The organism is Pseudomonas sp. FW306-02-D09B, from assembly GCF_058782685.1.
Window position 1 is genome coordinate 66,569 of sequence record NZ_JBYSXY010000004.1, and the last position, 12,624, is coordinate 79,192.

Here is a 12,624-nt window from a genome sequence, read left to right on the forward strand (position 1 = left end):
GAGCCGCCATGACTCAAGTAAATCTAAGCACCGCCAACGAATTCATCGCGCGCCACATAGGCCCGCGTTCGGGCGATGAGCAAGCCATGCTCAACAGCCTCGGCTTTGACTCGCTGGAAGCCCTGAGCGCCAGCGTCATCCCCGACAGCATCAAAGGCACCAGCGTTCTCGGACTGGAAGACGGCTTGAGCGAAGCCGAGGCCCTGGCCTCGATCAAAGCCATCGCCGCCAAGAACCAACTGTTCAAGACCTACATCGGCCAGGGCTACTACAACTGCCATACGCCGTCGCCGATCCTGCGCAACCTGCTGGAAAACCCGGCCTGGTACACCGCCTACACCCCGTACCAGCCGGAAATTTCCCAGGGCCGCCTGGAAGCGCTGCTGAACTTCCAGACCCTGATCAGCGACCTGACCGGCCTGCCGATCGCCAACGCGTCCCTACTTGACGAAGCCACCGCCGCTGCCGAAGCCATGACCTTCTGCAAACGCCTGAGCAAGAACAAGGGCAGCCACGCCTTCTTCGCCTCGATCCACAGCCACCCGCAAACCCTCGACGTGCTGCGCACCCGTGCCGAGCCGTTGGGCATTGACGTGGTGGTCGGCGACGAACGTGAACTGACGGATGTCAGCGCGTTCTTCGGCGCGCTGCTGCAATACCCGGCGAGCAACGGTGACCTGTTCGACTACCGCGAACTGACGGAACGCTTCCACGCGGTTAATGCGCTGGTCGCAGTCGCTGCTGACCTGCTGGCCCTGACCGTGCTGACCCCGCCGGGCGAGTTCGGCGCCGACGTGGCCATCGGCAGTGCGCAACGCTTCGGCGTGCCGCTGGGCTTCGGTGGCCCGCACGCGGCTTACTTCTCCACCAAGGATGCGTTCAAGCGCGACATGCCGGGCCGTCTGGTCGGTGTCTCGGTGGACCGTTTCGGCAAGCCGGCCCTGCGCCTGGCCATGCAGACCCGCGAGCAACATATCCGCCGCGAGAAAGCCACCAGCAACATCTGCACCGCCCAAGTGCTATTGGCCAACATCGCCAGCATGTACGCCGTGTATCACGGCCCTAAAGGCTTGAAGCAGATCGCCAACCGCATTCATCACCTGACCGCGATCCTCGCCAAAGGCTTGAGCGCACTGGGTCTGAACGTTGAGCAAGCAAACTTCTTCGACACCCTGACCCTGGCCACTGGCGCCAACACCGCTGCCCTGCACGACAAGGCCCGCGCCCAGCGCATCAACCTGCGTGTCATCGATGGCGAGCGCCTGGGTCTGTCCCTCGACGAAACCACCACCCAGGCCGACATCGAAACCCTGTGGAGCGTGCTGGCTGACGGCAAAGCCCTGCCGGACTTCGCCGCGCTGGCCGCCTCGGTACAAAGCCACATCCCGGCTGAACTGGTGCGTCAATCGCCGATCCTCAGCCACCCGGTGTTCAACCGTTATCACTCGGAAACCGAGCTGATGCGCTACCTGCGCAAGCTCGCCGACAAGGACCTGGCGCTGGATCGCACCATGATCCCGCTGGGTTCGTGCACCATGAAACTCAACGCCGCCAGCGAAATGATCCCGGTGACCTGGGCCGAATTCGGCGCCCTGCACCCGTTCGCTCCGCCTGCGCAAAGCGCCGGTTACCAGCAACTGACCGATGAACTGGAAGCGATGCTCTGCGCCGCCACCGGTTACGACGCGATCTCGCTGCAACCGAACGCCGGTTCCCAAGGTGAATACGCCGGCTTGCTGGCAATCCGTGCCTACCACCAGAGCCGTGGCGAAGAACGCCGCGACATCTGCCTGATCCCGTCGTCGGCCCACGGCACCAACCCGGCCACCGCCAACATGGCCGGCATGCGCGTGGTCGTGACCGCGTGCGATGCCCGCGGCAACGTCGACATCGAAGACCTGCGCGCCAAAGCCATCGAGCACCGCGAGCACCTCGCCGCGCTGATGATCACCTACCCGTCGACCCACGGCGTGTTCGAAGAAGGCATCCGCGAAATCTGCGGGATCATTCATGACAATGGCGGCCAGGTGTACATCGACGGCGCCAACATGAACGCCATGGTCGGTCTCTGCGCACCGGGCAAGTTCGGCGGCGACGTGTCGCACCTGAACCTGCACAAAACCTTCTGCATCCCGCACGGCGGTGGCGGCCCGGGCGTCGGCCCGATTGGCGTGAAATCGCACCTGACACCGTTCCTGCCGGGGCACGCGGCCATGGAACGCAAGGAAGGCGCGGTCTGCGCGGCACCGTTCGGCAGCGCGAGCATTCTGCCGATCACCTGGATGTACATCCGCATGATGGGCGGCGCTGGCCTCAAACGGGCTTCGCAACTGGCGATCCTCAACGCCAACTACATTTCCCGTCGCCTCGAAGAACACTACCCAGTGCTCTACACCGGCAGCAACGGTCTGGTCGCCCACGAATGCATCCTCGACCTGCGCCCGTTGAAAGACAGCAGCGGCATCAGCGTCGATGACGTTGCCAAGCGCCTGATCGACTTCGGCTTCCACGCCCCGACCATGTCGTTCCCGGTGGCCGGCACGCTGATGATCGAGCCGACCGAAAGCGAATCCAAAGAAGAACTGGACCGCTTCTGCGACGCGATGATCCGCATCCGCGAAGAAATCCGCGCAGTAGAAAACGGCACCCTGGACAAGGACGACAACCCGCTGAAAAACGCCCCGCACACGGCTGCGGAAATCGTTGGCGAGTGGACGCACCCGTACAGCCGTGAGCAAGCGGTGTATCCAGTGGCTTCGTTGATCGAAGGCAAATACTGGCCACCGGTCGGTCGGGTCGACAACGTGTTCGGCGACCGCAACCTGATTTGCGCTTGCCCGTCGATCGAAAGCTACGCTTAAACCTGAGTGGGGCGGCTAATCCCGCCCCACTTTCAAAAACACCGCATCTCCCTTGTGGGAGCGGGCTTGCTCGCGAAGGCGGTGTGTCAGCCGCCAAATGTGCTGCCTGTCACGCCGCCTTCGCGAGCAAGCCCGCTCCCACAGGGATCTGTGCCAAGCCTCAGATTCCGTTAATACCTATAACAAGAAACCGGAGAACAACCATGTCGTTAAGCGTGTTCGACCTGTTCAAGATTGGCATCGGCCCCTCCAGCTCCCACACCGTTGGCCCGATGCGCGCCGCTGCGCGCTTCGTCGAAGGCCTGCGTCGTGAAAACCTGTTGGCAGCCACCACCTGCGTCAAAGTCGAGCTCTACGGCTCGCTCGGCGCCACTGGCAAAGGCCACGGCAGCGACAAGGCCGTGTTGCTGGGTCTGGAAGGTGAACACCCGGACACCGTGAACACCGAGAACATCGCCGCTCGCCTGAATGAGATTCGCAGCAGCGGTCGCTTGAACCTGCTCGGTGAGCACGTCATTGAATTCAACGAAAAACTCCACCTGGCGATGATTCGCAAGCCATTGGCCTATCACCCCAACGGCATGATCTTTCGCGCCTTCGATGCAGCCGGCATCCAGATCCGCAGCCGCGAGTATTACTCGGTCGGTGGCGGTTTTGTGGTCGACGAAGACGCTGCCGGCGCCGACCGCATCGTCGAGGATACGACGCCGCTGACCTTCCCGTTCAAAAGCGCCAAGGACCTGCTCGGCCATTGCGCCACTTACGGGCTGTCCATCAGCCAGGTGATGCTGACCAACGAAAGCGCCTGGCGTCCGGAAGCGGAAACCCGCGCCGGTCTGCTGAAAATCTGGCAAGTGATGCAGGACTGCGTGGCCGCGGGTTGCCGTAACGAAGGGATTCTGCCCGGGGGCTTGAAAGTCAAACGCCGCGCCGCCGCCCTTCATCGACAACTGTGCAAGAACCCGGAATCGTCGCTGCGCGATCCGTTGTCGGTGCTCGACTGGGTCAACCTGTATGCGCTGGCGGTCAACGAAGAAAACGCCAACGGCGGGCGCGTGGTCACGGCGCCCACCAACGGTGCAGCCGGGATCGTCCCCGCGGTATTGCATTACTACATGCGCTTCATCCCCGGCGCCAACGAAGACGGTGTGGTGCGATTCCTGCTCACCGCCGCCGCCATCGGCATTCTGTACAAGGAAAACGCTTCGATCTCCGGCGCCGAAGTCGGTTGCCAGGGCGAAGTCGGCGTGGCCTGCTCAATGGCTGCCGGCGCGCTCTGCGAAGTGCTCGGCGGCACGGTGCAGCAAGTGGAAAACGCCGCCGAAATCGGCATGGAACACAACCTCGGCCTGACCTGTGACCCGATTGGCGGACTGGTGCAAGTGCCGTGCATCGAGCGCAACGCCATGGGCTCGGTCAAAGCCATCAATGCGGTGCGCATGGCCCTGCGCGGCGACGGTCAACACTTCGTCTCCCTCGACAAGGTCATCCGCACCATGCGCCAGACCGGCGCCGACATGAAAAGCAAATACAAGGAAACCGCCCGTGGCGGTTTGGCGGTCAACATTATCGAGTGCTGATGCGAACGCATCTGCATCAGTACAATTTTCAGGAGCTGCATATGTCCACCGAACAACTGTTGAAAACCCCTCTGCACGCGCTGCACATCGAACTCGGCGCGCGCATGGTGCCTTTCGCCGGCTACGACATGCCGGTGCAATACCCTCTGGGCGTGATGAAAGAACACCAGCACACCCGTGATCAGGCCGGGTTGTTCGATGTCTCGCACATGGGCCAGATCCGCCTGACCGGTGCCAACGCCACCAAGGCCCTGGAAACCCTGGTGCCGGTGGACATCATCGACCTGCCGGTGGGCATGCAGCGCTATGCGATGTTCACCAACCAGAACGGTGGCATCCTCGACGACCTGATGGTCGCCAACCTCGGGAACGACGAGTTGTTCCTGGTGGTCAACGCCGCCTGCAAGGACCAGGACCTGGCACACCTGCGCCAACACATCGGCGATCAATGCAGCATCGAGCCGTTGTTCGAAGAACGCGCCCTGCTCGCCCTGCAAGGCCCAGCCGCGGTGACCGTGCTCGCGCGCCTGGCCCCTGAAGTGGCGAAGATGACGTTCATGCAGTTCACCCGCGTGACCTTGCTCGGCGTCGACTGCTTTGTCAGCCGTTCGGGCTACACCGGTGAAGACGGTTTCGAAATCTCCGTGCCGGCCGTCAATGCCGAAGCCCTCGCTCGGGCCTTGCTGGCCGAGCCGGAAGTCGCGGCCATCGGCCTCGGCGCCCGTGACTCGCTGCGCCTGGAAGCCGGCCTGTGCCTCTACGGCCACGACATGAACATCGACACCACACCGATCGAAGCCAGCCTGCTGTGGGCCCTCTCCAAGCCACGGCGTGCCGACGGGGCGCGTGCCGGAGGATTCCCGGGCGCCGAGACCGTATTCGCCCAGCAACAAAACGGTGTCAGCCGTAAACGCGTCGGCCTGCTGCCTCAGGAACGCACTCCGGTGCGCGAGGGTGCGGAAATCGTCAACGAAGCGGGCGAAATCATTGGCAGCGTCTGCAGCGGCGGCTTCGGGCCGACCTTGGGCGGTCCTTTGGCCATGGGTTACCTCGACAGCGCTTACATCGCACTCGATACCCAGGTTTGGGCGATTGTACGTGGGAAAAAGGTGCCTTTGCTTGTAAGCAAAATGCCATTTGTTCCACAACGCTACTATCGCGGTTGATTGACTGTTCCTATAAGTAACGCGGTTGCGTAACAGTGCACTAATCTGTAACGCAACCGCCATAAAACAGTGCATACCTGGATCAGGCACTTCGATTGTGAACTTGACTTATATCAATCGAAAACAATTGAACAACACTATCGAATAAGCCGCACTATCCATCCTGTGAAACAGTCATCAAGCCAAGCAATACGCGGCTTCCACGGGGCTTGTTTTTTCTCCCGTAGTTGGCGTAGAGTTTGTTCACTGTGTTTGCATGGGTCGCTTGGAATCGTGACCTGGGCAGTAGCCTACAAGTTAGCTACATCCCGTTCGACGCCTCTTACTCTCCTGCAACCAGCTCCAGTACTCTTTCATGAGAAAGAGGCTGTCATCAATTTTTGCGTCAAAGGAAATAAGAAATGTCCCAACGTCAGAGCGGCACCGTCAAGTGGTTTAACGACGAGAAAGGTTTTGGTTTTATCACTCCAGAAAGCGGTCCGGATCTGTTCGTGCATTTCCGCGCCATTCAAGGTAGCGGCTTCAAGAGCCTGAAAGAAGGCCAGAAAGTCACTTTCATCGCTGTGCAGGGCCAGAAAGGCATGCAAGCTGACGAAGTACAAGCAGAAGGCTGATCTTCTGTAACGAAAAAGCCCCTGATGCTGACATCAGGGGCTTTTTTGTGCGCGCAATTCCGTAAAATGGCTTCTTTTTCAGCCGAGAGCCACCCCATGTCGAAACACCTGCTAAGCCCTCAGGGTGAATTCCCCATCGCCGGCCTGGGCCGTCGCCTGGCAGCGATGTTCTACGACTTCTTGCTGTGCACTGCCCTGCTGATCGTCACGGGCGGTATCTACAAGATGGTGCAGATGGCAATCATCGGCGAAGAGCAGATGCGCGCCCTGACCGAGGCCGGCGCGCTGGATGGCGATCCGCTGTTCTCGACCATCCTGCTGTTCGTGCTGTTTGGCTTCTTTGCCAAATTCTGGACCTGGTCCGGCCAGACCCTCGGCATGCAGGTCTGGTGCATCCGCGTACAGAACGCCGACGGCTCGGCAATCAGCCTGTGGCAGGCGCTGTTGCGCTTTGTGGTGTCGATTGCATCCTTGCTGTGCGCAGGCCTGGGGTTCTTCTGGGTACTCTTCGACAAGCAGAAGCGCAGCTGGCACGACATGTACTCCAACAGCCAGCTGGTACGGATCCCGAAGAAGAAAAAATAACTCCCCTAAACGCCAAACCCTGTGGCGAAGGGAGCTTGCTCCCGCTGGGGCGCGAAGCGCCCCTAAAACTGCCAACTCGATTTGCCGGTTAAAAGTGCATGCAGGACTTTACGACGGCTGCGCCGCCGAGCGGGAGCAAGCTCCCTCGCCACAGATAATCAGGCGTTACCCGCCAGCTTCATCCGCGCTGCCGCGGTGAAGTCGAGCATGCGCTTGAGCGGGCGAATCGCCTGAGGGATCAGCGCCGGCTCGACAAAGATCTCGCCTGAGCCCTCACGCAGGCACTGTAGCGTGCGCTCAAGCGTATTCATCGCCATCCACGGGCAATGCGCGCAACTGCGGCATGCCGCGCCGTTGCCGGCGGTAGGCGCCTCGATGAAGACCTTGTCCGGGCACAGCTGCTGCATTTTGTAGAAAATGCCGCGGTCGGTCGCAACGATCAGGGTCTTGTTCGGCAGGCTTTGCGCAGCGGCGATCAGCTGGCTGGTGGAGCCTACCGCGTCGGCCAACTCGATCACCGCTGTCGGCGACTCCGGGTGCACCAGAATCGCGGCGTCCGGATACAGGGCTTTCATGTCTTCCAGCTGCTTGGCCTTGAACTCTTCGTGAACGATGCAGGCACCGTCCCAGAGCAGCATGTCGGCGCCGGTCTTGCGCTGAATGTAGGTGCCCAGGTGTTTGTCCGGGCCCCAGATGATCGTTTCGCCGTTATCCATCAGGCTCTCGACAATCTCCAGCGCGCAGCTGGAGGTCACCACCCAGTCTGCCCGCGCCTTCACCGCTGCCGAGGTGTTGGCATACACCACCACCGTGCGCTCCGGGTGCTGATCGCAAAACGCCGAGAACTCGTCGACCGGGCAACCCAGGTCCAGCGAGCAGGTCGCCTCCAGGGTCGGCATCAGCACGCGTTTTTCCGGGTTGAGGATTTTTGCGGTCTCGCCCATGAACTTCACACCGGCAACCACCACGGTCTTGGCCGGGTGAGCGTTGCCGAAGCGGGCCATTTCCAGGGAGTCGGAAACGCAGCCACCGGTTTCTTCGGCCAGGGCCTGAATGATCGGATCGCAATAGAAGTGGGCAACCAGCACCGCGTCCTGAGCCTTGAGCTCGGCGGCGATGGCGGCGCGGTAATGGGCTTGTTCTTCGGCGCTCAGCGGTTTGGGCTGTTTGGCGTCGAGGTGGGCTTGTACCAGAAGGCGTTCTGAAATTTGCGTCATGATCGCAAGACCTACGGGCGCTTTCGCGCGAAAGTCGAGTATACACCCGGCTCCGGACCACAGAAGGTACCGCCGGGAGAGTGAGTATTCATCAGGCATGGACAGCGTTGAAGCTGCGCAAGGCTACAGAATATCCCCGAGATGCAAAAGATCATTCTGACCTGCGTCACGCGGTGCAACACCCGGATTGAGCCAGGCTCAAATCGCGGGCAAAAAAAAACCCGGAAATCCTCACTTACGTGGGCCTTCCAGATTTTTTAAAATGGTGGGTCGTGTGGGATTCGAACCTACGACCAATTGGTTAAAAGCCAACTGCTCTACCAACTGAGCTAACGACCCGCTGTGTGGTGGCGCGTATAATACTGATTTTTAAGGACTATTCAACACCTAATTTGAAATAAATCAAAAATAAACGGTTGGGTCGCTGATTCCGGCCGCCAGGAAGCCTTCGGCACGCAGACGGCAGCTGTCGCACTTGCCGCATGCACGGCCGTTATCGTCCGCCTGATAGCAGGAAACCGTCAGTGCATAGTCGACGCCAAGCTTCACGCCGGCCTGGACAATTTGCGCCTTGCTGAGGTTTTGCAGCGGCGCCTGGATACGGAAACCGTTCCCCTCTACCCCAGCCTTAGTCGCCAGATTAGCCATGCGCTCGAAGGCTTCGATGAACTCGGGACGGCAATCCGGGTAACCGGAATAATCCACCGCATTCACGCCGATGAAAATGTCGCGCGCGCCGAGCACTTCGGCCCAGCCCAATGCCAGAGACAGGAACACCGTATTGCGGGCCGGCACGTAAGTGATCGGGATACCTTCACTCGGCGCCTCAGGTACATCGATGGAGCTGTCGGTCAATGCCGAGCCACCAATGCCGTTCAGGTTCAGGCCAATCACTTTATGTTCGATGACGCCCAGATCACGCGCTACACGCTCAGCGGCGTGCAACTCGGCGCGGTGGCGCTGACCATAGTCGAAACTCATGGTGTAGCAGCTGTAGCCGTCAGCACGGGCCATCGCCACGACCGTTGCCGAGTCCAGACCGCCAGACAGCAGGATGACCGCACGTTTTTCAGTAGTGTTCAGTTGCTCAGTCATTTCAGCGCCCCGGCTCGTCGTTCCAAAGATATTTATGCAGCTGCAATTGCAGGCGCACCGGCAGGTTGTCCGCGACAATCCAGTCAGCCAGCTCGCGCGCGCTCAAGTCATGGTGACTTGGCGAGAACAGGACTTCGCCAGCACGCTGGTCGAGACCGTACTGAATCAGCTTGGAGACCGCCCAGTCGTAGTCTTCGCGAGAGCAGATCACGAACTTGACCTGATCGTTGGCCGTCAGCAGGGCGATGTTCTCGTAGAGATTGCGGTGCGCTTCTTTCGACCCGGGTGTTTTCAGGTCAAGCACCCGGCTGACTCGTGGATCGACCGCTGAAATATCCAGGGCGCCACTGGTTTCCAGCGACACTTGGTAACCGGCGTCACATAACTGCTTGAGCAAAGGAATGGCGTTAGGTTGTGCCAACGGCTCACCGCCGGTGACACAGACGTAGCGCGGACGAAAGCCGGCCACTTGCTCGAGGATATCCTCGAGCGGGCGAACGGTGCCGCCAGTGAAGGCATAGGCGCTGTCGCAGTATTGGCAACGCAATGGGCAACCGGTCAGGCGCACAAATACAGTGGGCAGCCCGGCAGTCCGCGTTTCACCCTGCAACGAGTAAAAAACTTCGGTAATTCTCAATGTGTCTTGCATAGTCGCCACGGGCGTAACAGCTAAACAGGCTGTCCGCCTCCGTCAGGCACTTAAAGGAACCCCGCCAACGCGCAGATCCCCAAAAGCGGTGTTTCATAAAAAAGGGGGGTGAATTCTAACGAAAAAACCCGCGGCAAGCGCGGGTTTCTTGTAAACGGGTCAAACAGCCTTACATGCGCTGCAGATCGCGTTGGGCCAGCTGAGCGGCGGAAGTCCCCGGGTATTGGGAAACCACCTGCTGCAGAATGCCTTTGACCTTGTCGGTATGACCCAGGCGGCGCTCTACATCAGCGAGCTTGTACAGCGAGTCAGGCACTTTGGCGTGCTTGGGGTACAGCTGCGAAACCTTGGCAAAAGCCTGACCCGCACCTTGCAGGTCGCCCTTGGCCAGGTTCACTTCGCCCAACCAGTATTGGGCATTGCCCGCGTACTGACTGTTCGGGTATTTGCGCAGGAATGCCGCAAACGCCTGGCTGGCCTTGTCGAAATCCTTGGCTTTGATCAGGTCGAAGGCCGCATCGTAATAGAGCTTTTCCTTCGCCGGATCACCCGGTTCGCTGCTGGCCGCAGGGGCTTGAGTGGCAGCACTCGCACCTGCAGCTGCACCGGCGGCATTATTCATATCGCCACCGGCTGGAGAATTTTGAGGAGCCGCAGCGGGTGCACCGCCGGTTCCAATACGCCGATCAAGATCCTGGTATCGCTCCAGGTTTTCCTGCTTCATGCGCGCTACATCATTTTGCAGAACTTCGATCGCACCTTGTTGGCGCGCGATTTGTTCCTGCATTTGTTGCAGTTGGTTGAACAGCACGCCCTGTGCCGAGGCAGGGGCCGTAACCCCTCCCCCGGCATAGGCGCCGTTCGTACCGTAACCCGCAGGCGGATAACTGCTCCCGCTATTGTTATAACCGGAGTTGTCATCGACCACAGGAACCGCAGCCCACACCGCAAGCGGTGCGAGACTGAGAGCCAGAACAGTTACAGCACGACGGCACGTTCGCATGACGAATTACTTACGCAGTTCGACGCGACGGTTTTGAGCCCAGGACTGCTCGTCGTGGCCAGTAGCAACTGGACGCTCTTTACCGTAGGAAACCAGTTCCAGCTGAGCTGGGGAAACACCTTGCAGTACCAGGTAGCGTTGAACGGCTTTCGCACGACGCTCGCCCAGTGCCATGTTGTACTCACGAGTACCACGTTCGTCGGTGTTGCCTTCCAGAACAACGCGAGCGCCGTTTCCTTTCAGGTCTTTGGCGTGAACGTCCAGAGCGCGCATGGCTTCTGGCTTCAGGTCCGAACTGTCGTATTCGAAGTAGAAGGTGGTGATTGCGCGCAGAGCAGCTTCTTCGCTCAGGGAGCCGTCAACTGCACCAGTGTTAGCGCCGTAACCAGCGTTTGGATCTACAGCGCCTGCACCGGCGTTGTCGCCGCCTTTGGACGAGCAACCTACAGCTACAGCCATGGCCAGGGCCAGCGCAGCAAACTTACCAAACTTCAGCATTTCCATCGTGAAACTCCTAATGAACCCCAATGTGTTAAGTAAAACGTGTAGCGCCGCGTCAGTTCAGGTAAGGGGACCAGGAAGGTTCTCTGACTTCGCCTTGAGCGGTAGGAAGCGGGAGCCTTACGCGTCCATTGATGGACACGAGCATCAAGACTCCCCGGCCCTGCTGGGCGGTGGCGTAGATTACCATGGTGCCGTTGGGCGCAACAGTGGCTGACTCATCTAGGTTGGTGTCTGTCAGGATCTTTACACTACCGCGCTGCAAATCCTGAGCCGCCACCCGGAAATTGGTGAAGCCATCCTGACGGTGAATCATGACAAGCGTCTTTTCGTCAGCCGACAGTTTCGGGTTGGCGTTGTAGTTACCGATAAAGGTCACACGCTCCGCACCACCACCATTGACGTTGGTCTTGTAGATCTGCGGCTTGCCGCCACGGTCGGAGGTGAAGTAGATGGTCGAACCATCCTTGCCCCAGAACGGTTCGGTGTTGATGCCAGGACCAGCCGTCACGCGATTGATCTGACGCGACCCCAGGTTCATCACGTAGATGTCCGGGTTGCCGTCCTTGGACAGCACAAACGCCAGGCGAGTACCGTCCGGAGACCAGGCTGGCGCGCCGTTGAGGCCTTCGAAGTTGGTGATCTGCTCGCGGCGACCGGTGTCGATGTTCTGCATGAAGATGCGCGGACGCTTCTGCTCGAACGACACATAGGCGATGCGCTTGCCATCGGGTGCGAAACGCGGCGACAGGATCGGCTCACGCGATTGCAGCAGGGTCACGGCACGAGCACCGTCGTAGTCCGAACGCTGCAGGGTGTAGCGCGTGTTGTTCACCGAAAAGCGCTCGGCCGTTACATACAGCAGGCGTGTGGAGAACGCGCCCTTGATGCCGGTCAGCTTTTCGAACGACTGGTCGGAGATGTAGTGCGCCATGTCGCGCAGTTGATCGACGCCACCCGACACGCTACCGGTCAGCACTTGCTGCTCGGTGGCGACGTTGAACAGTGCATATTGCACCTGCAGGCGACCGCCCGCCGGAACGATGCTGCCGACCATGATGTACTGGGCGCCCAGGGCCTTCCAGTCACGGTAGATGACTTCGCTGGCCGAAGTTGGCTGGCTGATCATGTTCTGCTTCGGAATCGGCGAGTAGTAACCCGAGTTGCGAAGGTCGTTACCGATGATTTCCGCCATGTCGTCCGGCAGGACGCTACCGCCCTGCCAGCCAAATGGAACAACCGCAATCGGTGTTGCCCGGTCACTGCCGCTGGTGACCAGAATGTTCTTTTCATCTGCTGCCGCTATCCCTGCCATGCAGCAAATAACGACAAGCATTCCTCGAAGAAGGTTTC

The 12,624-nt window shown here is 59.9% G+C and carries 11 protein-coding genes and 1 tRNA gene; 5 read left to right on the forward strand and 7 right to left on the reverse strand.

From position 1 onward, the window contains the following. Nucleotides 1-8: 8 nt before the first annotated feature. From gcvP to AC3WK5_RS08910, 5 genes are all read left to right on the forward strand, one after another. Nucleotides 9-2,861: an aminomethyl-transferring glycine dehydrogenase gene (gcvP, locus tag AC3WK5_RS08890; RefSeq protein ID WP_103315010.1), complete on the forward strand. Its 2,853-nt coding sequence runs from the start codon at nt 9-11 to the stop codon at nt 2,859-2,861. A 203-nt stretch (nt 2,862-3,064) separates the two neighbouring features. After that, complete coding sequence (locus tag AC3WK5_RS08895) at nt 3,065-4,441, forward strand: L-serine ammonia-lyase (RefSeq protein WP_054593703.1); 1,377 nt, start codon at nt 3,065-3,067, stop codon at nt 4,439-4,441. 41 nt (nt 4,442-4,482) lie between these two features. Next, on the forward strand, nt 4,483-5,607 hold the full coding sequence (gcvT, locus tag AC3WK5_RS08900; protein WP_103315105.1) for a glycine cleavage system aminomethyltransferase GcvT: 1,125 nt from the start codon (nt 4,483-4,485) through the stop codon (nt 5,605-5,607). 401 nt (nt 5,608-6,008) lie between these two features. Continuing rightward, nucleotides 6,009-6,221, forward strand: a complete 213-nt coding sequence (locus AC3WK5_RS08905; protein ID WP_019693243.1) for a cold-shock protein — start codon at nt 6,009-6,011, stop codon at nt 6,219-6,221. Nucleotides 6,222-6,317: 96 nt separating this feature from the next. After that, nucleotides 6,318-6,806, forward strand: coding sequence for an RDD family protein (locus tag AC3WK5_RS08910; RefSeq protein WP_285379969.1), 489 nt, complete (start codon nt 6,318-6,320; stop codon nt 6,804-6,806). Between the two features lie 158 nt (nt 6,807-6,964). On the opposite strand, the gene nadA is transcribed toward AC3WK5_RS08910, so the two are convergent. The 7 genes from nadA to tolB all read right to left on the reverse strand — a co-directional run bounded on the left by nadA (nt 6,965) and on the right by tolB (nt 12,607). Then, a complete protein-coding gene (gene nadA, locus AC3WK5_RS08915) occupies nt 6,965-8,023 on the reverse strand; it encodes a quinolinate synthase NadA (RefSeq protein ID WP_054593706.1) in 1,059 nt (352 codons plus the stop codon). A gap of 263 nt (nt 8,024-8,286) precedes the next feature. Next, nucleotides 8,287-8,362, reverse strand: a tRNA-Lys gene (locus tag AC3WK5_RS08920). Nucleotides 8,363-8,425: 63 nt separating this feature from the next. Then, nucleotides 8,426-9,118 (reverse strand): 7-cyano-7-deazaguanine synthase QueC, encoded by a 693-nt coding sequence (gene queC / locus AC3WK5_RS08925; RefSeq protein WP_054593707.1) that lies wholly within the window; start codon nt 9,116-9,118, stop codon nt 8,426-8,428. Between the two features lies 1 nt (nt 9,119). Further along, nucleotides 9,120-9,767 carry a 7-carboxy-7-deazaguanine synthase QueE gene (gene queE, locus AC3WK5_RS08930; RefSeq protein ID WP_054593708.1) on the reverse strand — a complete coding sequence of 216 codons (648 nt, stop codon included), beginning with the start codon at nt 9,765-9,767 and terminating at the stop codon, nt 9,120-9,122. A 169-nt stretch (nt 9,768-9,936) separates the two neighbouring features. Beyond that, nucleotides 9,937-10,770, reverse strand: a complete 834-nt coding sequence (ybgF, locus tag AC3WK5_RS08935) for a tol-pal system protein YbgF (protein ID WP_054593709.1) — start codon at nt 10,768-10,770, stop codon at nt 9,937-9,939. A 6-nt stretch (nt 10,771-10,776) separates the two neighbouring features. Then, on the reverse strand, nt 10,777-11,274 hold the full coding sequence (gene pal, locus AC3WK5_RS08940) for a peptidoglycan-associated lipoprotein Pal (protein WP_054593710.1): 498 nt from the start codon (nt 11,272-11,274) through the stop codon (nt 10,777-10,779). Nucleotides 11,275-11,326: 52 nt separating this feature from the next. After that, nucleotides 11,327-12,607 (reverse strand): Tol-Pal system beta propeller repeat protein TolB, encoded by a 1,281-nt coding sequence (gene tolB / locus AC3WK5_RS08945; protein WP_173859947.1) that lies wholly within the window; start codon nt 12,605-12,607, stop codon nt 11,327-11,329. Nucleotides 12,608-12,624: the final 17 nt, after the last annotated feature.